15 protein-coding genes are annotated in these 21,092 nt (G+C 75.8%); 13 read left to right on the top strand and 2 right to left on the bottom strand.

Features of this window, described 5'->3' with window-relative positions; translation table 11 throughout:
- Positions 1 to 113: 113 nt before the first annotated feature.
- Genes JJV70_RS00685 through JJV70_RS00660 form a run of 6 tightly spaced genes read left to right on the top strand, consistent with a single transcriptional unit; the run spans position 114 to position 8,889 of the window.
- Positions 114 to 983 (top strand): hypothetical protein, encoded by an 870-nt coding sequence (locus tag JJV70_RS00685; protein ID WP_219045505.1) that lies wholly within the window; start codon positions 114 to 116, stop codon positions 981 to 983.
- On the top strand, positions 980 to 2,635 hold the full coding sequence (locus tag JJV70_RS00680; protein ID WP_219045504.1) for a CocE/NonD family hydrolase: 1,656 nt from the start codon (positions 980 to 982) through the stop codon (positions 2,633 to 2,635). Before JJV70_RS00685 ends, JJV70_RS00680 begins: the two co-directional genes overlap by 4 nt.
- Positions 2,632 to 4,086, top strand: coding sequence for a YcaO-like family protein (locus JJV70_RS00675; RefSeq protein WP_219045503.1), 1,455 nt, complete (start codon positions 2,632 to 2,634; stop codon positions 4,084 to 4,086). The genes JJV70_RS00680 and JJV70_RS00675 overlap by 4 nt, the downstream gene beginning before the upstream one ends.
- 10 nt (positions 4,087 to 4,096) lie before the next feature.
- Positions 4,097 to 5,395, top strand: a complete 1,299-nt coding sequence (locus JJV70_RS00670) for a SagB/ThcOx family dehydrogenase (RefSeq protein WP_308294617.1) — start codon at positions 4,097 to 4,099, stop codon at positions 5,393 to 5,395.
- Positions 5,396 to 5,398: 3 nt separating this feature from the next.
- Positions 5,399 to 7,132 (top strand): ABC transporter ATP-binding protein/permease, encoded by a 1,734-nt coding sequence (locus JJV70_RS00665; RefSeq protein WP_219045502.1) that lies wholly within the window; start codon positions 5,399 to 5,401, stop codon positions 7,130 to 7,132.
- Positions 7,129 to 8,889, top strand: a complete 1,761-nt coding sequence (locus JJV70_RS00660; protein ID WP_219045501.1) for an ABC transporter ATP-binding protein — start codon at positions 7,129 to 7,131, stop codon at positions 8,887 to 8,889. The genes JJV70_RS00665 and JJV70_RS00660 overlap by 4 nt, the downstream gene beginning before the upstream one ends.
- 16 nt (positions 8,890 to 8,905) lie before the next feature.
- On the opposite strand, the gene JJV70_RS00655 is transcribed toward JJV70_RS00660, so the two are convergent.
- Positions 8,906 to 10,594 (bottom strand): PucR family transcriptional regulator ligand-binding domain-containing protein, encoded by a 1,689-nt coding sequence (locus JJV70_RS00655; RefSeq protein WP_219045500.1) that lies wholly within the window; start codon positions 10,592 to 10,594, stop codon positions 8,906 to 8,908.
- A gap of 260 nt (positions 10,595 to 10,854) precedes the next feature.
- On the opposite strand from JJV70_RS00655, the gene JJV70_RS00650 reads away from it, so the two are divergent.
- The 7 genes from JJV70_RS00650 to JJV70_RS00620 all read left to right on the top strand — a co-directional run bounded on the left by JJV70_RS00650 (position 10,855) and on the right by JJV70_RS00620 (position 19,700).
- Positions 10,855 to 11,757, top strand: a complete 903-nt coding sequence (locus tag JJV70_RS00650) for a xanthine dehydrogenase family protein subunit M (RefSeq protein WP_219045499.1) — start codon at positions 10,855 to 10,857, stop codon at positions 11,755 to 11,757.
- Positions 11,748 to 12,365 (top strand): (2Fe-2S)-binding protein, encoded by a 618-nt coding sequence (locus JJV70_RS00645; RefSeq protein WP_219045498.1) that lies wholly within the window; start codon positions 11,748 to 11,750, stop codon positions 12,363 to 12,365. The genes JJV70_RS00650 and JJV70_RS00645 overlap by 10 nt, the downstream gene beginning before the upstream one ends.
- Positions 12,366 to 12,367: 2 nt before the next feature.
- Positions 12,368 to 14,764, top strand: a complete 2,397-nt coding sequence (gene pucD / locus JJV70_RS00640; protein WP_219045497.1) for a xanthine dehydrogenase subunit D — start codon at positions 12,368 to 12,370, stop codon at positions 14,762 to 14,764.
- 271 nt (positions 14,765 to 15,035) lie between these two features.
- Entirely contained in the window at positions 15,036 to 16,472 is a 1,437-nt protein-coding gene (locus tag JJV70_RS00635) for an NCS2 family permease (protein ID WP_219045496.1), read from the top strand.
- Between the two features lie 56 nt (positions 16,473 to 16,528).
- Positions 16,529 to 17,707: an XdhC family protein gene (locus JJV70_RS00630; RefSeq protein WP_219045495.1), complete on the top strand. Its 1,179-nt coding sequence runs from the start codon at positions 16,529 to 16,531 to the stop codon at positions 17,705 to 17,707.
- Positions 17,708 to 18,003: 296 nt separating this feature from the next.
- Complete coding sequence (locus tag JJV70_RS00625; protein WP_219045494.1) at positions 18,004 to 18,978, top strand: helix-turn-helix transcriptional regulator; 975 nt, start codon at positions 18,004 to 18,006, stop codon at positions 18,976 to 18,978.
- A gap of 131 nt (positions 18,979 to 19,109) precedes the next feature.
- The gene (locus JJV70_RS00620) at positions 19,110 to 19,700 is read left to right on the top strand and encodes a lytic polysaccharide monooxygenase (protein WP_219045493.1); all 591 of its coding nucleotides are present in this window, start codon (positions 19,110 to 19,112) and stop codon (positions 19,698 to 19,700) included.
- Between the two features lie 91 nt (positions 19,701 to 19,791).
- Here JJV70_RS00620 and JJV70_RS00615 read toward each other — a convergent pair whose 3' ends face one another.
- The gene (locus tag JJV70_RS00615; protein ID WP_219045492.1) at positions 19,792 to 20,991 is read right to left on the bottom strand and encodes a MarP family serine protease; all 1,200 of its coding nucleotides are present in this window, start codon (positions 20,989 to 20,991) and stop codon (positions 19,792 to 19,794) included.
- Between the last annotated feature and the right edge of the window lie 101 nt (positions 20,992 to 21,092).

Genomic DNA, 21,092 nt, shown 5'->3' with positions numbered 1-21,092 from the left:
GCACGGGCCCGGCCGGTCATGGCAGCGCCGGCCGGGCCCCGCCCAGCGGCACGACCCGGGACGCGACCGGGGGGTGTCCCGCCGACCGCACACCGCCGCGAAGGAGAGACCGTATGACGCGCAGCCAGCTGGCACCCGGCGTGGAAGTCGTCGCCGTGCCCGGGGACCGGCTCGCCCTGCGCACCGCCGACGGCGCCTTCCTCCGCGTCGAGACCGGTGAGGCGGACGTGGCCGACCTGCTCGCCCGCCTCGCCGGAACCGGCCCCGGCGCCACGGCCGATGCCGACGCCGAGCCCGAACTCGCCCGCCTGCTCGAAGCCTTCGAGGCCGCCGGGTACCTGACCAGCCGCGCGGACGTGCCACCCCCACCGCGTGCCTGGCCCGCTCACCGGCGCGAGGTGCTGCTGCTCGGGGACGCCGCACTCACCGAACCGCTGGCCGCCTGCCTCACCACCGCCGGAGCCGCACCCCGCACGGGCACCCGGGCCGAGCTGGGCACCACGCGGGCCGCGGCCGTGGTGTGGTGCCTGAACGGGCCGGTGCCCGAGGGGCTGTGGGACGACGCCGACGAGCTGCCCGCGCGCGGCATCGCCTGGCTGCGCTGCCACCGCGAAGGCCACCAGCTGTGGCTGGAGCCGCCCGCCGCCGCACCGGGTGACGTGACCTCCGCTCAGGTCCGCGCGCGCCGCCTGGCGGCCACCCCGGCGTACCGCGAACTGGCCGCCTACTGGAGCGGACACCGCACCACGGGCGCCCCGGTCACCCTCACCGCCCCGGCCGCCGCCTGCGCCGCCGCGCTCCTGGCCGCCGACCTCACCGCCTGGGCCACCGGCACCACCGCCCCGCAGCCCACCGGTACGCTGCCCGCCGCCCGCCGCCTGCGGTCTCTGGACGTGCGCACGCTCACCGTCAGCGAGCACCCCGTCCTGCCGGTACCGCCCGTGGCCGCGCCGCTCACCGCCCCCTCGGGTGAGCGGACATGACGGCGGCGGCCCGCACCCCGGTGGCCGCGCCGCCACCGGGCCCGGCTCGCGGCACCGGGGCCAGCCGGACCCACGCCCGCGTCCGCACCGCGCACCTGCCCGCCCCCGACGGCACCCCGCTCGCCACCGACATCTGCCTGCCCGCCACGCCCGGCCCCCACCCCGCCGTGCTCATCCGCACCCCCTACGACCGCCGCGCCCACCGCCCGGAACTGCGCGGCTGGGCCGCCCGGGGCTTCGCCGCGCTGGCCCAGGACGTCCGCGGCCGCCATGGCTCACCCGGCACCTGGCGGCCCTACCACGGCGAGGCGGCCGACGGCGCGCCCACCGTGCGCTGGGTGCGGTCCCAGCCGTGGAGCGACGGCCGCCTCCTCGCCGCAGGGGCCTCCTACGCCGCCCACTGCGCCCTCGCCCTGGCCCTGGACCCGGACCCCACCGGCGGCCCGTCCGGCCCCGGGACGCCCGACGCCGTCCTCGTCGCCGTCCCCGCGCTCGACACCGCCCACACCGCCCGCGAACCCTCAGGCCCGGAGCGGCTGCTGGGCCGCGCGGGCTGGTGGGCCGCCCACGGCGACCGGCCGGACAGTGACGAGAACGCCCTCGCCCGCGCCCTGGACGCCGACCCCGCGCTCCTCCACCACCTGCCGCTCACCACACTCCCTGACCGTCTGGCCCGTCCGCTGCCGTCCTGGCCCGGTGTGTGGTCGCCCACCCGGCGCGGGCGCCTGCTCGACGCGGCGCCCACCGCGCGGGTGCCACTGCTCGCGGTCGGCGGCACCCACGACCCGTTCGCCGCCGAGACGGTGACCCTGTGGCGCCGCTGGACGGGCGCACCGGCCCGGCTGCTCCTGGGGCCGTGGGGCCACCGGCTCACCGCCGACCCGGGCGCCGACGCGCACCCCAAGCACCGGCTGCCGCTGGGCGAGGCGTACGTGAGCTGGGCCCGCGCCGCGCTCGACGGCCGCCTCGACGCCGCTCCGCGCGGCGCCGTCGGCCTCGGCGGCAGCCCCCTGTGGCTCCCGGCACCGGCGCACCCCGGCGAGCCGTCCGCGCGCTACGGGTTCGGCCGTCCCACCGGGCTGCGGCTGCTCGGCGCCGCCCACTTCACCGCCGACCCGCGGCACCCGGTGCGCTCAGACGACCTGGCCGTGCCGCGCCCGCCCGGTCCGCGCTCCGGTGACGCGCACCCGGACGCGTCCGCCGACCGCTGCCTACTCGTCACCGCGCCGCTGCCGCGCCCGCTGGACCTGCTGGGCACCGCCCGCGTCCGGCTGCGGGCCTGCGCCGACACGCCGTGCGCCGACTGGGTGGCCCGGCTCGTCGCGCTCGCCCCGGACGGCGCCGCCGCGCCGCTGGCCACCGGCGTCGTCCGGCGCCACGACCCACCGGGCCGCCCCGCCGACCTCAGCGTGCCGCTCGGCCCGCTCGCCCGCCGCCTGCCCGCCGGGACCCGGCTGCGGCTGGAGATCGCCGGACACCACTTCCCGGCCCACGCCCGCAACCCGCACACCGGCGAGGACCCGGTCACCGCGACCGTCCTGCACCCGTCCCGGCGTACGCTGCGCACCGAGCACTGCGCGCTGCTGCTGCCGGTCAGCCGTACGTGCGGCTTCACCGCCGCCGTTGACCCCCTACAGGAGATCAGCCGATGAGCAGCACCGCACCCCCGCCCGCGACGGCGCCCACGGCCCCGCCCGGGCCCGGGGCGGCGCCCGAGCCGTCGGCCCCGGCGCTGCCCCTGGAGGCGCTGGTCGATCCGGTGTGCGGCATCGTCCGCGCCGTCGCCCCCGTCGAGCATCCCGCCGGTGCCCCGCCCCGCTACACCGCGATGACCGCCGAGGTCGCCGACGCCCGGCGGCTGGGCGCCTGGCCCGCCGACCGGGTCTCGCTCGGCACCACCTTCGGCGACGCCGACGGCGCCCGCGTCGCCGCCATCGCCGAGGCCGTCGAACGCTACTGCGGCAACCGCGTCCCGCCGCCCGGCCACCGTGACGCCCCGCTCGCCGCCACCGCCGCCCAGCTGACGGAGCAGGGCCGACGCCTGTACGGCCCCGCCGACCTGCCCCGGTACGCGCCCTGGCAGTACGCCCGCCCCGGCTTCCCCTACCGGCCGCTGACCGACGACACCCCGGCGCTGTGGGCACGCGGCACCGAACACCTGCCGGACGGCTCCACCGCCGAGTGCTGGGCGCCGGTCTCCCTCACCCACCTCAACTGGCGCCAGGGCGAGCTGCGCGCCTACCCGCGCACGCACCACCTCAACTACGCGGGCATCGCCACCGGCCAGGGCCTGGACGACGCCGTCGAGCGCGGCCTGCTGGAGATCGTCGAACGGGACGCGCTGGAGCTGTGGTGGCACCTGGACGGCCCGGCCCGGGGCATCGACCCCGACAGCGTGCCCGGTCTGCGCGACGACCTCGCCGGAAGCGGCCTGCGGGTGTGGCTGGTGGAGATGGCCTCCGAGTTCGCGCCCTGCCTGGCCGCGCTCGTCCACGACCCCGAACGCGGCCTCTACGCCGCCGGGTTCGCCTGCCGCTACGACCCGGCTCAGGCGGCCCGCAAGGCCGTGCTGGAGGCCGTGCACACCTGGGTCTTCACCCAGGGGCTCACCGGCCCGGACGGCTGGGTGTTCCAGGCCGTAGAGGCCGGGCTGCTCGCCCGTGGCCTCTACCTCGACCACCGCCCCGACGCCCGCTACCTGGACGCCTGCGGACCGGACTTGGCCGCCGTCCGCGACCTGGGCGCCCACGTGCAGGTGTGGCTCGACCCGCGCATGGCCGCCGAGGCCCGCCGCTTCACCGCACCCGCGCTCGGCACCGTGCCCGTGGACGCGCTCGAACCGGGCAGCCGCGCCCGGCTGTGGGACCGGCTGCACACCGGCGGCCACCGCGTCGTCAGCGTGGACGTCACCACCGAGGACGTCGCGCACACGCCGCTGCGGGTCGCCCGCGTCCTGGCCTCCGGGCTGGTCCCCAACGCGCCCGCCGCCTTCGCCTACCTCGGCTGCCCCCGCTTCGCCGACGCCGCGCTCGCCCGTGGCTGGCGCGAGGCCCCGCCCAGCGCGCCCGCGGACTTCACGCTCGTGCCCCCGCCGCACATGTGAGGGGAACGCCGTGTCCTTCGTGCCCTTCGCGCCGCCGCCCGGGCCGCCCGCTCCGCCCGCCTCGCACCGCGAGACGCCGCCGCCCGGAGCACCAATACGGTCCGAGGACCCCGGGCTGTCCGCCCACCCCGGGCTGTCCGCGTTCCCCGGGCTGCTCGCCCGCGCCCGGAGCGCCGAGATACCGGGTCCTGACACCTCGCCCGGGCCGCGCGTGACCGCCTGGCCCGGCCCCGCGCGCCGCCTGCCTCACGCGCGCCCCGGCCAGGTGGACCTCTCCGGGCACCTGCGGCTGTCACTGGCCGCGCTCGACGCCCGGGGCCGCCTGCGTCCCGTGCCCTCGGCCGGTGCCTGCCACCCCGTGGACGTCCGCCTCACCGCCGGCAGCGCCGCGCCGCTGGCCCCGGGCCGGTACGGGTACGACCCGCTGCGGCACCGCGTGCACTGGCTGGGACCCGCCCCGGCCGGTGCCCCGCCCGGCGTCCGGGTCGAGCTGACGGTCACCGCGCGGCGGACCACCGCCCACTACGGCCACCGCGCCTGGCCCCTGCTGCTGCTCGACACCGGGCACGCGGCAGCCGGACTCCAGCTCGCCGCCCGGGCGCTGGGCGCACCGGAGGCCGTCGTCACGCTGGACGCCGGTACGCGCGACGCGGCGGACCGTGCGGCGGACGGCGCCGGTTCCCGCACCCTGGCCGCCCGGGGCGTGGGTGACGAGCCCGGCCCCGCGCCGCTGGCCAGCGTGTACCTGCCGCCACCCGGCACCTGGCGGCGCGGCGAACCCGCGCAGCCACCGGCCCAGTTGCTCGGGCGGCGCAGCGCTCCGCCGCCGCTGGCCGGGGCGCCGGACGCGGGCGCGCTCGCCGCCGTACTGGCCTGCGCCCAGCGGGCCGGTGGCGGGCTGCTCACCTGGTGCGCAGCCGTCGGCGCCCCCGAGCCCGGGCTCGTCACCCACGCCCCGGGCGGCCAGCTGCGCCGCCTCGCCCGGGGCGACGCCCGGCCCACGCTCGCCGCCTGGGCCGCCGGCCAGGGCTGGCTCGCCGGGGCCGGGGCCATCGTGCTGGCCGTCGGCGCCCCCGACGACGCCGACGCCGAGCACCTGTGCCGCGCCCACCTCACCGCCGGACACGCCGCCGGGCTCGCCCTGGCCACCGCCGCCCGGCACGGCCTGCGCACCCGCCCCGTCGGCTCCTGGCAGCGCGCCGACCTCGGGGCGGCACTCGGCGATCCGCCCGGACGCCAGTGGGTGGTGCACGGTCTCGCCCTCGCCGCCCCCGCCCCCCGGACCCCGCCCGAGACGCTGGAGCCCTGACGCATGCTGATCCACCCGGAACTGCGGGCCGCCGCGCGCACCGCGCCGCGTCCGCTGCTGGCGGCCACCGCGCTGCTCGGCGCCCTCGCGCTCACCCACGTCGCGCAGGCCGTGCTGCTCGCGTTCGCGCTCGCCGCCGTCGCCCGGGGCGCCACGGCCCACCTCCCGCCCCTGCTCGGCGGGGTGCTGGCCCTGGTACTGCTGCGCGCCGCCCTCACCTGGTGGCAGCGGCGCACCGCCGCGCGGGCCGGAGCACGCGTCCGCGTCCGGCTGCGGGACGCCCTGCTGGCCCGGCTCGGGGCGCTCGGCCCCGCCTACCTCACCGGGGCCCGCGCCGGGGCCGTGCGCACGACACTCGTGGACGGCGTCGAAGGCGTGGACGCCTACATCTCGCGCTACCTGCCCCAACTCCTCGTCACCTGCCTCACCCCGCCGCTGCTGCTCGCCGCCGTCGCCGCCGTCCAGCCCGCCGCGCTGCTCGGTCTCGTCCCGGCGCTCGCGCTCGCCCTGCTCGGGCCACGGGCCTGGGACCGGCTGCTGGCCCGGCGCGGCGCCGAACACTGGGACACCTACGAGGCACTGGGCGCCGACTACCTGGAGGCGTTGCAGGGCATGCCCGCGCTGCGGGCGGCCGGCGCCGTGGGCCGCACCCGTGCCCGGCTGGAACGCCGCTCGGCCGCGCTGCACCGGGCCACCGTCGCCAAGCTCCGCGTCTCCCTGGCCGACACCGCGCTCACCGACCTCGCCGTGCAGGGCGGCACCGTGGCCGCCGCGCTGCTCGCCTGCTGGTCGGCGGCCACCGGCGCCACCGCGGCCACCGGCACCTACCTGCTGCTGCTCCTGGCCTCCGAGTGCTTCCGCCCGGTGCGCGACCTGGCCCGGGAGTGGCACGCCGGATACCTGGGTGCCTCCGCCGCCGACGGGCTCGCCGCGCTGCGCACCGCCCGGCCCGCCGTCACCGACACCGGCACCGCGCACCCCCGCTGGCCCCGCCCGCCCGAGGTGACCTTCGACCGGGTGCGCCTGACCTACCCCGGCTCCTCGCACCCCGCGCTGGACGGCGTCAGCTTCACCGCACCGGCCGGGCGCACCACGGCGATCGTCGGGCCCTCCGGCGCGGGCAAGTCCAGCCTGCTGGCGCTGCTGCTGCGCCAGCGGGAACCACAGGGCGGACGCGTGCTGCTGGACGGACACGACGTGGCCGAGTACACCGTGGACGCCCTGCGCCGTGGCATCGCCGTCGTCTCCCAGGACACCTACCTCTTCCACGCCACCGTCGCCGACAACCTGCGCCTGGCCGACCCCGGCGCCGACGCCGCCGCGCTGGAGCACGCCGCCCGCACCGCGGGCGTCCACGACGAGATCGCCGCGCTGCCCGAGGGCTACGCCACCGTGCTCGGCGAACGCGGCGCCACCCTCTCCGGCGGCCAGCGCCAGCGCCTCGCACTGGCCCGCGCCCTGCTCGCCGACGCGCCCGTGCTGGTGCTGGACGAGGCCACCAGCGCCGTGGACGAACACCGCGAGGCCCGCGTCACCCGCGCTCTGCTGAAGGCGGTACGCGGTCGCACCTGCCTGGTCGTCGCGCACCGGCTGGCGGCCGTGCGGCACGCCGACCACATCGTCGTCCTGGACGGCGGCCGGGTGGAGGCCGCCGGGGACCACCGCGGGCTGCTCGCCGACTCGGCGGTCTACGCCCGGCTCGTGACCGCAGGACAGGTACGGGGGCTGGCCGCATGACCTCCACCGCTGCGATACCGGCTGCCCCCGCGCCGCGTGGCGCGCTGCGCGCGCTGCTGCCCGCGCTCGCCGCCCACCGGATGATGGCGCTGCGCACCCTGCTCGCCGCACTCGCCGAGCACGCCTCGCTCGCGGCGCTGGTGACGCTCGCCGCCCACACCGTGGGTACCGCCCTGCTGGCCGGGGCGCCCCCGGGGCCGGGCACCGTGGCCGTGCTCGTCGCGCTCGTCGCCGTCCGGGCGCTGGCCACCTGGCGGGAGATGGACCTCTCGCACGACCTCGCCTACCGGGTCCTGGCCCTGCTGCGCGTCCGCGCCTTCGACGGGCTGGCGCGCAGCGCCCCCGCCCGCGTCGCCGGGCGCCGCAGCGGTGACCTGGCCGCCACCGCCATGGCCGACGTGGAGGCACTGGAGTTCTTCTACGCCCACACCACGGCCCAACTCCTGGCCTCGACAGCGGTGTTCGCCAGCGGCGGCATGGTGCTCGCCGCCGTCGAGCCCTGGCTGCTCGCGGCCGTCGTCCCGGCCGCGCTGCTGCTGGTGGGCGCCGCGCTGCTGGAAGGGCGGGGGCGGGCGGCGCGCGGTGCCCGCACCCGGGGCGCTGCCGCCCGCCTGTCCGCCGACACCGTGGACACCGTGGACGGGCTGCGCGAACTGCTCGGGTTCGGCGCGCTCGGCCGACGGCGCGCGCTGCTGGCGGCGCGGGGGCGCGAGCTGGGCCGCGCGCAGCGTGCCGAGGCCGGGTGGGAGGCGGCGGCCTCCGCGCTGCGGGAGGCCGTGGTGGTGGGCGCCGTACTGGCCGTCGTCGCGGTCACCGCACACGCCGTCACCTCCGGCCAGCTGGCCGGGCCGTGGGCCCCGGCCGCGATGGCGCTGGCGTTGTCCGTGCTGGCGCCGGTCGCCGACTCCGCGCAGGCGCTCGCGCAGGCCGCCGGGCTGCGGGCGGCGGCGGCCCGGGTGGGGGCGGCCGTGCGGGCTCCCGCCCTCGCGCCCCCGCCCGCGTCACCCGTGCCGGTGCCGGACGGACCGCTCGGGCTGCGGCTGCGCGACGTGCGGTTCGGCTACGGCGGCCGGGCCGTGCTGGACGGGCTGGACCTCACCGTCCCGGCCGGGCAGACGCTCGCGCTGGTCGGCGCCTCCGGGGCGGGCAAGTCCACCTGCGCACACCTGCTGGCCCGCTTGTGGGACCCGGAGTCCGGCACGGTGGAACTGCTGCCCGGGCGGGGCGCGGCGCTGGACCTCCGCCAGCTGGCCGACGCCGACCTGCGGCGCGCGGTGGCCGTCGTCGGCCAGGACGCGCCGCTGTTCCACGGCACGCTCGCGGACAACCTGCGGCTCGCCGCGCCCGACGCCACAGACGCCGAAGTGGCCGACGTCGCCCGGCGCACCGGCGTCGAGCGCGTCGCCGAGGGGCTGCCCGACGGGCTGGAGAGCCTGGTGGGCGAGCGGGGCGCGACGCTCTCCGGCGGCCAGCGGGCCCGGGTCGCGCTGGCCCGGGCCCTGCTCGGCGCGCCACGGGTGCTGGTACTGGACGAGGCCACCGCGCACCTGGACACCGCCTCCGAGGCCGAGCTGGCTGCCGCGCTGGCGGACGGCGCGGGCACGCGCACCACGGTGGTCATCGCGCACCGGCCCGCGACGATCCGGCGGGCCGACCGCGTGGCGGTCCTGGCGGACGGGCGCGTCGCCGAGCACGGCACCTGGGCGGAACTCACCGCCCGAAACGGCGCGTTGCACCGGTTGCTGGACCGTGGCTGACCACAGCGAGGGGGCGTCAGCTGATGCGCAGGGCCAGGAAGAAGTCGAGCTTGTCCTCTAGCCGGGACAGGTCGCGGCCGGTCAGCTGCTCGATGCGCCCCACCCGGTAGCGCAGGGTGTTGACGTGCAGGTGCAGGCGGGCGGCGCACCGCGTCCAGGAGCCGTCGGAGTCGAGGAACGCCTCCAGCGTGTCGATGAGTTCGGCCCGGTGACGGCGGTCGTAGTCGCGCAGCGGGTCCAGCAGCCGCGCGGTGAACGCGCGGCGGACGTCGTCGGGGACGAAGGGCAGGAGCAGCACGTGCGAGGCCAGTTCCTCGTGCCCGGCGGCGCAGACCAGGCCGGGGCGGGCGGCGGCGACGCGGCGGGCGTGCCGGGCCTCCTCCAGCGCGCCGCGCAGGCCCTCGGCGGAGGTGACGGCGGCGCTGACGCCCAGGGTGAGGCGGCCGTCGTCGGCGAGGCCGCGCTCCAGGGGCTCGCGGATGCCGGAGAGCAGGGTGGCGGCGTGCAAGGGGGCGGCGTGCGGGACGCTGGCCTCGGAGCCCGGGGCGTTTGCCGGTTCGCCTTCGACGGGGGGCAGCGGGACCAGGGCCACCGCCTCGTCACTGGTGTGGGCGACGGCGATGCGGTCCAGCGGGTCGGGCCCGGCCAGCCCGGGATCGACGAGGACCTCCTCCAGCAGGGCCTGGGCTACCGGGCCGCCCGGCTCGCGCCCGCCGGACCATTCGACGGAGGCGACGACGACCTGCCACCGCGGCGCGGTGCCCAGACCGGGCAGCAGGACGGGTGCGGCCACCCGCAGGCGGGCGGCGATCTCGGCCGGAGCGGCACCCGACTGGACGAGTTCGAGCACCTCCTGTGCGAGGCGGCGGCGGACCGTGCGCGCGGCGTCGCGCCGGTCGCGCTCGACGGCGATGAGCTGGGTGACGCCCTGCAGGAGGTCCAGGCGCTGGCCGGGCCAGTCGCTGGTGTCGGCCTCGACGGTGAGCAGCCAGTCGGAGAGCACCGTGGCGCGCGCGTCGGGGCCGTCCCCGCGCACGGGGAACAGCGAGTAGGTGGTCGAGTCGACGGTGGCCCGGTAGGGGCCGCGGCGGCCGCCGCGCACGGCGGCCAGGTGTTCGCCGGCGAGGTGGGCGCGCACGGTGGAGGGAAGTTCCTCAGTGGCTGAATCCGGTCCTGCGCCCGCGATCTGCCGTCCGGTAGGGGTGAGCACCCAGGCGCGCAGGTCCAGATCGGAGCCGAGCAGGTCGAGCACGACGTCGGGGCCGCCACCGGTGGGGCCCGGCGTCATCAGGCGCCGGTGGCGTTCCACGACGGCGGCCAGGTCACCGGCGCGTTCCCCCGACACCTGGCGGACGACGTGCTCGGTGATCGTCGCGAACGCCACGTCCTCGTCCACGGCGAACAGCGGCAGCCGGTGCCGGGCGCAGGCGGACACCAGGTCGTCGGGTACGCTGCCCAGCTCCGCCTCGCCCGCGGCCAGGCCCGCCACCCCGGCGGCGGCCAGGATGCGCACGAACGGATCGATATCCTCTGGTCCGTGCCGCCACGCCAGCCCGGTGAGCACCAGTTCACCGCCGGAGAGGTAGCGGCTGGGGTCGCGCAGATCGGTCGTCATGACCCCGCGCACGGTGCGGTCGAGCTCCTGCTCACCGCCCAGCAGGCGCAACCCGAGCGAGGGCGTTTCCAGCAGGGCCCGCAGCCGCATTCGTCGCTCACCGTTTCGTCGTGTGTCGCTGTAGTAATCGTGCGAGGAAGGTGTTCCCCGTTCTTCGTTCGAATCTACAAGACCAGACGGCGGACCAGCCAACCGCTTCATGTCTTCCGTGACTGCACCGGACGATTCGCAGGGCTGTCTACTGAGCCACACCTGATGAACGGCAGATGAACGAGCCGCTTGGCAAGAGGGCCAAAACCGCCCCCCAGGCCGGGGCCGCACTCGTTACGCGAATCGGAGAAGAGACACCCATGGACTTCCTGCGTCCCGCCAGCTGGGAGGAGGCGCTCGCCGCGAAGGCCGAGCACCCCACCGCTGTGCCCATCGCGGGCGGCACCGACGTGATGGTGGAGATCAACTTCGACCAGCGCCGGCCCGAGTACCTGCTGGACCTGGGCCGCGTCGCCGAGCTGCACGCGTGGGAGGTCGGCGAGGAGAACGTCCGCTTGGGCGCCTCCGTTCCCTACACCCGCGTCATCGAGGACCTGCGCACCGAGCTGCCCGGGCTGGCGCTCGCCGGACACACCGTCGGCTCACCGCAGATCCGCAACCGGGGCAGCGTCGGAGGCAACCTGGGTGCGGCCTCCCCGGCCGGAGACTCCCACCCCGCCCTGCTGGCGGCCGGGGCCGAGGTCGAGGTGGAGTCCGTGCGCGGCACCCGCTTCATCCCGGTCGAGGAGTTCTACACCGGCGTCAAGCGCAACGCGCTGCGGCCTGACGAGCTGATCAAGACCATCCACATCAAGAAGGCCACCGGCGCCCAGCAGTTCTCCAAGGTCGGCACCCGCAATGCCATGGTCATCGCGGTGTGCGCGTTCGGCATCGCGCTGCACCCGGAGACGCGGACGGTCAGGACCGGCATCGGCTCCGCCGCCCCGACCCCGCTGCGCGCCACGGCCGCCGAGGACTTCCTGAACGCGGCGCTGGCCGACGGCGGCTTCTGGGAGAGCGGCAAGTCGATCACCCCGTCGATCGCCCGCCAGTTCGCGGAGCTGGCCTCCGGCGCCTGCAGCCCGATCGACGACGTGCGCGGCAGCGCCCGGTACCGGCGGCACGCGGTGGGCATCATGGCCCGGCGCACCCTGGGCTGGGTGTGGGACGCGTACCGCTGTGGGGGCACCCGTACCACCGAAGGAGGCGCACAGTGCGCGTGAACTTCCGCGTCAACGGACGCCCGCACGAGGCCGACGACGTCTGGGAGGGCGAGAGCCTGCTGTACGTGCTGCGCGAGCGCATGGGCCTGCCGGGCTCGAAGAACGCCTGTGAGCAGGGCGAGTGCGGCTCCTGCACGGTGCGCCTGGACGGTGCCCTGGTGTGTGCCTGCCTGGTCGCGGCCGGTCAGTGCGAGGGGCGCGAGATCGTCACCGTCGAGGGTCTGGCCGACTTCGCCAGGGACCGCACCGCTGGCCGCGCCACCGGCGCCGGTGGCGGCACGGACCCCGACGCCGCCAGGCAGTGGGCAGCCAACCCCCTCACGGCGGCGCAGGGCGGCGGGGACGGGCAGACCGGCGAGAGTGCCGAGCTGTCCACCGTCCAGCAGGCGTTCCTGGACGCGGGCGCCGTGCAGTGCGGCTTTTGCACCCCGGGCCTGCTGGTGGCCGCCGACGAGCTGATCGAGCGCAACCCGCAGCCCAGCGACGCCGACATCCGCGAGGCACTGTCCGGCAACCTGTGCCGCTGCACCGGCTACGAGAAGATCCTCGACGCGGTCCGCCTGGCCGCGGCCCGCGAGGAGTCCCACGCCGCCGGAACAGGAGCCTGACCATGAGCGAGGTCACGCGCGTTCCGACGACGCTCACCCAGGGGAGCAGTGCCGCCCGGGGCGGCATCGGCGCGTCCACGCAGCGCCCGGACGGCACCCTGAAGGTGACGGGTGAGTTCGCCTACTCCTCGGACATGTGGCACGAGGACATGCTGTGGGGCTGCACGCTGCGCAGTCCGCACGCCCACGCCCGGATCAACTCCATCGACACCTCCGAGGCCCTGGCCCAGGCCGGTGTCTACGCCGTCCTGACCTACGACGACCTGCCGGCCCAGACCCGGCGGTACGGCCTGGAGTTCGCCGACACCCCGGTGCTGGCGCACGAGCGGGTCCGGCATCACGGCGAGCCGGTGGCCCTGGTGGCCGCCGACCACCCGGAGACCGCGCGCCGCGCCGCGGCGAAGATCAGGGTGGATTACACGCCGCTGCCGGTGGTGCACGACGAGGCCACCGCGCTGGCGGCGGACGCGCCGCTGGTCCACGAGGGCCGCGACGACCACCACGCCGGTCATGTCCCGCACCCCAACATCGTCCACCGCCAGCCCATCGTGCGCGGTGACGTGGCGGCGGCGCGGGCCAGGGCTGATGTGATCGTCACCGGGGAGTACGAGATCGGCATGCAGGACCAGGCGTTCCTGGGCCCGGAGTCCGGCCTCGCGGTACCGGCCGAGGACGGCGGCGTCGATCTGTACGTGGCCACCCAGTGGCTGCACTCCGACCTGCGCCAGATCGCGCCCGTCCTCGGCCTGCCCGAGGACAAGGTGCGCATGACGCTCTCCGGCGTCGGCGGTGCGTTCGGCGGCCGCGAGGACCTGTCGATGCAGATCCACGGCTGTCTGCTCGCGCTGCGCACCGGCAAGCCGGTCAAGATCGTCTACAACCGGTTCGAGTCCTTCTTCGGCCACGTCCACCGGCACCCGGCCACGCTGTGGTACGAGCACGGCGCGACCCGCGACGGCAAGCTCACCCACATGCGGTGCCGCATCGTGCTGGACGGCGGCGCCTACGCCTCGGCCTCCCCGGCCGTCGTCGGCAACGCCTCCTCCCTGTCGGTGGGCCCGTACGCCGTCGAGGACGTCGAGATCGAAGCCCTCGCGCTCTACACCAACAACCCGCCCTGCGGCGCCATGCGCGGCTTCGGCGCGGTGCAGGCGTGCTTCGCCTACGAGTCGCAGATGGACCAGGTGGCGGCCGAGCTGGGCCTGGACCCGGTCGAGTTCCGCCAGCTCAACGCGATGAGCCAGGGCACGATCATGCCCACCGGGCAGGAGGTCGATTCCCCGGCGCCCGTCGCCGAGCTGCTGCGGCGCGTCAAGGCGATGCCGCTGCCGCCGGGGAAGCAATGGGAGTCCGGCGACACCGCCGGCACCAGCGTGGACGTGCGTGCCCTGCCCGGCGGGCTGTCCAACACCACCCACGGCGAGGGCGTGGTGCGCGGTGTCGGCTACGCCGTCGGCATCAAGAACGTCGGCTTCTCCGAGGGCTTCGACGACTACTCCACCGCCCGCGTGCGGCTGTCGGTGCTCGGCGGCGAACCGGTCGCCCTGGTGCACACCGCGATGGCCGAGGTCGGTCAGGGCGGCGTCACCGTGCACGCCCAGATCGCCCGTACCGAGCTGGGCGTCACCCACGTGACGATCAACCCGGCCGACACCCAGGTCGGCTCCGCGGGCTCCACCTCCGCCTCCCGGCAGACCTACGTCACCGGCGGCGCGGTGAAACACACCTGCGAGGCCGTGCGCGAGAAGGTCCTGGAGCTGGGCCGCGCCAAGCTGGGCACCTACCACCCGGCGTGGGCCACCGCCGAGCTGCTGCTGGAGGGAGGCAAGGTCGTCACCGACGGCGGTGAGGTGCTGGCCACCCTCGCCGACGTCCTGGCGGACGAGGTGATCGATATCGAGCTGGAGTGGCGCCACCGGCCCACCGAGGCGTTCGACCTCGTCACCGGGCAGGGCTTCGGACACGTCCAGTACTCCTTCGCCGCGCACCGCGCGGTGGTGGAAGTGGACACCGAGCTGGGCCTGGTGAAGGTGGTCGAGCTGGCCTGCGCCCAGGACGTCGGCAAGGCGCTCAACCCGCAGTCGGTCGTCGGCCAGATCCAGGGCGGCACCACGCAGGGCCTGGGCCTGGCCGTCATGGAAGAGATCATCGTGGCCCCCGACGGCAAGGTGCGCAACCCCTCCTTCACCGACTACCTCATCCCGACCATCCTGGACACTCCCACCATCCCCGTGGAGGTCCTGGAGCTGGCCGACCCCAACGCCCCCTACGGTCTGCGCGGCGCCGGTGAAGCGCCCACGCTCTCGTCCACCCCCGCGGTGGTCTCGGCGATCCGCGCGGCCACCGGTCTGGCGCTGAGGCGGGTACCCGTCCGCCCCGAGCAGCTGACCGGCACGTAAGCTCCGGCTCCGGCCGATCACCGTAAAGGGGGTGGCCCCGATGACCTCCTCATCGGACGCCGCCGGCAACCCCGACCGCGATCAGCCCGGCACGCCCGGAAACCGGCGTCCGGACACCGCCTCCGCGCACCGTCCGGCCGCCGCCCGCTCAACCACCCCCCACCAGCACCACCCACGTTCGTCTCGGGCCGTCCCCCGCGTCGTGCATCCCAAATCCCGGCCGGCAGCAAGGCCGACGGGTGCCCCTATGAACCTTGGGAGTTGGCACACCATGGCACAGTCGCAAGTTGAGCCGAAGACCGCAGCGGACGATGCGGGCCCCGGCTCACGTCCACCCGCGGGCAGAGACTGGCTCGACCGCTATTTCCACATCACCGCGCGCGGCTCCACCGTGGGCCGGGAGGTGCGCGGCGGCATCACCACCTTCATGGCGATGGCGTACATCCTCCTGCTGAACCCGCTGCTGCTGAGCGTCCCGGACGTCAACGGCGACACCCTGGCCCCGACCGCGATCGTCACCGCGACCGCGTTCGCCGCCGCGCTGTCCACGCTGCTCATGGGCATCATCGGCAAGGTGCCGCTCGCGCTGGCCGCCGGTCTCAGCGTCTCCGGCGTGCTGGCCACGCAGGTGGTCCCGGGCATGACCTGGCCGCAGGCCATGGGCATGTGCGTCATCTACGGCGTCATCATCATGCTGCTGGTGATCACCGGCCTGCGTGAGAAGATCATGAACGCCATCCCGATGGCCATCAAGCACGCCATCACCATCGGCATCGGCATGTTCGTGGCGATCATCGGCCTGAGCAAGGCTGGCTTCGTCGGCCCGGGTGACTCGACTCCCATCACCCTCGGTATCGACGGCGCGCTGGCTGGCTGGCCCGTCTTCGCCTTCTGCGTCACGCTGCTGGCGATCTTCATGCTGCTCGCCCGTAACATCCCCGGCGCCATCCTCATCGGCATCGGCATCGGCACCGTCGTCTCGCTCATCGTCACCGCCGTCGCGGACCTGGACGCGGAGGACTGGGGCCTGGCCGTGCCCGGGCTGCCCGACGCGGTGGTCGCCTCACCCGACTTCAGCCTCTTCGGCCAGGTCGAGTTCGGCGGCTTCGGGGAGCTCGGCGCGGCGACGGTCGCCACGGTCGTCTTCACCCTGGTGCTCGCCGCGTTCTTCGACGCCATGGCCACCATCATCGCCGTCGGCCAGGAGGCCAAGCTCGCCGACGAGAAGGGCCGGATGCCCGGCCTGAACCGGGCCCTGCTGGTGGACGGCGCTGGCGGTGCCATCGGCGGTGGCGTCAGCGCGTCCGGCCAGACCGTCTTCATCGAGTCCGCCTCCGGCGTCGGTGAGGGCGCCCGTACGGGCCTGTCCGCCACCGTTACCGGTCTGATCTTCGGTGCGATGCTGCTCTTCACGCCGCTCGCCGAGATCGTGCCCGGCCAGGTGGCCGCCGCCGCGCTTGTCGTGATCGGCGCGATGATGATGCAAAACGCCCGCCACGTGGACTGGAAGGACCGCGCGGTCGCCATCCCGGTCTTCCTGACCGTCACCCTGATGCCGTTCACCTTCTCGATCGTCAACGGCGTGGGCGCCGGTGTCATCGCCTACACCGCGATCAAGCTGGCCCAGGGCAAGTGGCGCGAGCCCGGTCTGTTCATGTGGATTCTGACCGCGGTGTTCGTCTACAACTTCGCGTTCGTGGGGCACTGACCGGCTCCACCCCGGCCGCGCCCGCGCGCACCCCAGGACCCGACAAGGAGACCGCCATGCTGGACATCGCCACGGAGCTGAACCGGTGGTGCGAGCAGGGCCGTGACTTCGCCGTCGCCACCGTGGTGGCCACCCACGGCAGCGCACCGCGCCAGCCGGGCGCGGCGCTCGCGGTGGACGCGGCGGGCACGGCGGTCGGTTCCGTGTCGGGGGGATGCGTGGAGGGCGCGGTCTACGACCTGTGCCAGCGGGCACTTCAGACCGGCGAGCCAGCTGTGGAGTCCTTCGGCTACAGCGACGAGGACGCCTTCGCCGTGGGCCTGACCTGCGGCGGCGCCATCGACATCCTCGTCACCCCAGTACGGGCGGCGACGGACGACGCGGAGGGCGGCCCGGATGAGCCCGCCCTCCGCCACGCCGTCGCCGCCGCACTGACCGCCGCCGCGCGAGGGGACGCGGCGGCGGCGGTCCACCTCGTCACAGGCCCCGCCCCCCTGGTCGGCCGCACCCTGTACGTGCGTCCCGACGGCGGGTTCGACGGCGTCCTGGACAGCACCCCGGGCGCCGGGCCCACCCCGCTGGAGCGCACCGCCGCCGCCGAGGCGACCGCGCTGCTGGCGGCCGGGCGCACCGCCACCGTGGAGGTCGGCGCCGACGGCAGCCGCTGCGGCGAGCCCGTCACCCTCCTGGTGGAGTCCAGCGTGCCGCCGCCGCGGATGCTGGTCTTCGGCGCCATCGACTTCGCCGCGGAGCTGGTCCGCGTCGCCAAGTTCCTCGGCTACCACGTCACCGTGTGCGACGCCCGCCCCGTGTTCGCCACCACGGCACGCTTCCCGGACGCCGACGAGGTCGTCGTCGGCTGGCCGCACCGCTACCTCGACTCCCAGGAGCTGGACGAGCGCGCCGTGCTGTGCGTGCTCACCCACGACGCCAAGTTCGATGTCCCGCTGCTGGAGCGGGCGCTGCGCCTGCCCGTCGCCTACGTCGGCGCCATGGGCTCGCGCCGCACCCACGCCGACCGTCTCGCCCGGCTGCGCGAGGCTGGCGTCGGCGAACGGGACCTGGCCCGGCTGCGCTCGCCCATCGGCCTCGACCTGGGCGCCCGCACGCCTGAAGAGACGGCGCTGTCCATCGCCGCCGAGATCGTCGCGCACCGCCACGGCGGCTCCGGCACGTCACTGACCGGCGGCGGCGCCCCGATCCACCACCCACCCCCACGCCGCGCGGCGGCCTGAACCGGGCTGCGCCACGGCGCCCAAGGGCACCCCGGCCAGATGCAGCAGGGGAGCCGCAGCAGCCGCCGCCACGGAGCTGTGACCCCGCGACGGCGGCTGTCCCCCGCCCCATCCACGGAACCAGGTGCGGCGCCCCGGGTCCAGGCTTTTCAACCATCGTGCAAACGCCGCCGGTCGCCGCACTCGTGCACGGCGGCCGGGCGGAGCGGTAAGGTCCTTCCCAGTGCGCCGCTGAGCCGAGCCGGTATCCCGCGAATCCGCTGGCTGGCGCCGACCGAGAAGGGGCAGGGGGCGGTATGGGCGTCTCCGTGGTGGAGGTTGGGCGGCTGGACGATGCCCGCGTGGCCGTGGGACGTCAGCCGGTGGCCAGCATGCTCTCACTCGTGGCCGACGCCTTGGGCGCGGCCCCCCAGGGAGTGCCTCCAGCCTGGCGCCGGACGGTGCGCGAGCTGTGCGCGCCGCGTGCGGTGGAAGCCCTGCGCCCCGCCTTCGCCCCCGGAACGTTCTGGCTTCCGGACTGCCTGACGCCCTCCCCACTGGACGTCGACGGCGTGGGGGCCCAGCTCGACCGCATCCGCGAGACGGATGCCGACACCCTGTACGCGGACCTCACCGCCGACCACCCCGGCGGTCTGCCCGTGGGCTGGCAGCGGGTGGTGGACGACCCGCGGGGCTTCATGGACGCGTACCTGACGCTGCTGCGCACCGTGTGGGAGCGGTTCGCCCCGCGGTGGCACCGCGCTCAGGGCCTCCTGGAACAGGAGACCCAGCGCATCGGAGCGGCGGCGGTGACCGGCGCCATGTACCCCGTCCTGCGGGCCCTCAGCCCGCGGGTGACCTTCACGCAGACCACCCTCGCCCTCCCCGACCCGTGTGCCAAGGCGGTCGCCCTCCGGGGGCGGCGGATCGTCTTGGTGCCGCTGGTTTCCGGTGTCTCAGCCTCGGTGCTCAACGTCGATCTGCCCGACTGTGTCTGGTTCGGCTATCCCCTGCCCGGGACGGGCGGACTCCGGGGCGCACTGGCGCACGCGTCGGCGCCGGACCGCGCGGAAGCCGTGCTGGGTCCCGTGCGGGCCCGGATGCTGCGGCTCGCGCGCAGCGGGCCGACGATGGGCCAGGTCAGCGCGGCGCTCCACTGTGCGCCGAGCGCCGTCACCCACCACTGCAACCATCTGGAGGCCGCGGGGCTGGTCCTCCGCGAACGCCAGGGTCAGTACGTACGCGTGTGGCAGACCGAGACCGGGGAACGCCTCATCGGCCTGCTCGGCTGACCGCCGGGAACGGCCGGGGCGGCCGGATCGCGTCCCCCTTCTAGACATGTGCATGGCGTCTCGCTAGCTTCGATTGTGGTCTGGACCAACGCTCGCAGAACACCCCCACGTTCTTCAGGCAGGAGCGCATCATGCGCAAACTCACCTCCGTTGCGGCGGCGTTGGGCATCGCCGCCGCGACCGTGCTCGCGACCGCGGGCCACGCCTCGGCCCACGGCTACTCCACCTCCCCGGTCAGCCGGCAGCTGCACTGTGCGCAGGGCACGGTCACCGGCTGCGGGCAGATCCGGTGGGAGCCGCAGAGTGTGGAAGGCCCGGGCGGCTTCCCCGCGCGCGGCCCCTCCGACGGCACCCTGTGCTCCGGCGGCAACGCCCGGTTCGCGGAACTGGACGACCCACGGGGCGGCAACTGGCCGACGACCCAGCTGAACAGCGGGCAGCAGTACACCTTCACCTGGCGCAACACCGCGCCCCACAGCACGAGTACGTACCAGTACTACATCACCCGGGACGACTGGCGCCCCGGCCTGCGGCTCACCCGCGCTGACCTGGAGCGCACCCCCTTCCTCACCGTGGACCTCGGCGGCCGTCGGCCCGGCGCGACCGAGAGCCACACCGGCCGCCTCCCCAGCGGCAAGTCCGGACATCACCTGATCCTGGCGGTGTGGAACATCGCCGACACGAACAACGCCTTCTACGCCTGCTCCGACGTCCGGTTCTGACCGGCCGCCGCAGCCGGTGGGCCTCCTCCGGCCGGCCCACCGGGGGAGGCCCGTCAGACCCCGCAGCGTCCCGGCGGCCGGCCGCCGCCGGTCAGCGGGCTGCCGCGCGGTCGCCGGTGTCGGCCGGGGCCGTGGTGGCGGCGCCGAGCTGGGCAGCGCGGCTCACCTGCGCGGACGTCAGGGCGTAGCCGGTACCCGGATCGCTGACCGAGCGGGCGAAGATGACGCCGTAGACCTCACCGGTCGGGGTGAGCAGCGGGCCACCGGAGTTTCCCGGGCGCACGGTGCCGCGCAGCGGGTGGATCTCCCGCGTGACCATGGAGGTGCCGTAGATGTCCTGGCCGCGCGCGGTGACCTCACCCGCGACGGTGGCCGCCTGGAGGTCGAGCCCGCCGTTCTCCGGGTACCCGGCGACGACGGCCGGGTCGCCACGGGAGCCGTCGCCGGTGAACTGAAGGACCGGCGCCGCCAGATCCGGCACATAGAGCACGGCGACGTCGATGTCCGGGTCGAAGTGGACGACGGTCGCCGGCAGCGCGGGCCCGACGCCGCCGACGCGGACGGTGGGTGCGTCCACGCCCGCGACCACGTGCGCGTTGGTCATCACCCGCTGGGGGGCGTAGGTGAAGCCGCTGCCCTCCTGGCCCTGGCGGCGGCCCTCGACCTGTGCCACGCCCTCCACCTTCACCGAGCTGCGCTGCGCGGCCTCGGTGGCCGCCCGCGTCACCGCGTCCCCGGTCGGCTCGGCCACGCCGGTGACCGGTTCGCTCTCGAAGGGGTTGAACACCTGCGGGAAGCCCGCCGTCGTCAGCGCGTTGGTGGCCCGGCTGAACCAGACCGGGGCCTGGCCCGGCATGCGCTCGTGCACCGCGCCGAGCACGCTGGAGCCGCGGATAGCCTGGGCCACCTCCGGCGAGGGCGAGCTGACCAGCGCGCTCGCCGCCACCCACGCCACCACCAGCACCGCGACCGCGTTGGCCAGCGCACCCCCGAGGCCGTCCAGCCAGCGCACGGGCGCCCAGCGCACGGCACCGCGCAGCTCCCACCCGAGCCGGGAGGCCAGCGCGTGCCCCAGCCCGGCGGGGAGCAACAGTGTGAGCACGGCGACCGCCGTGGCCGCCGTGCTGCCCCGCTCCACCAGCTCGAGGGTGTAGGGCAGCAGCCAGATGCCGATCACCGCGCCGCCGAGGAACCCGGCGAACGCCGCCACCGCCGCCACCAGCCCGCGCTGCCAGCCGGACACCGCGAACAGCACCACTGCCAGCACCAGCACGGCATCGAGCAGGTTCACGACCGTCCCCTTCCGTCGCTCGCCCCCGGTGGCCGCAGGAAACCGGCCGCTGGTTCCCACAACGCCGGATGCCGCCATGGTGGTTCCCGGCTGTGACGTAC

Source organism: Streptomyces sp. JJ66 (genome assembly GCF_019303495.1).
Lineage (GTDB): Bacteria > Actinomycetota > Actinomycetes > Streptomycetales > Streptomycetaceae > Streptomyces.
This window is presented reverse-complemented; position numbering and strand designations above follow the sequence as displayed.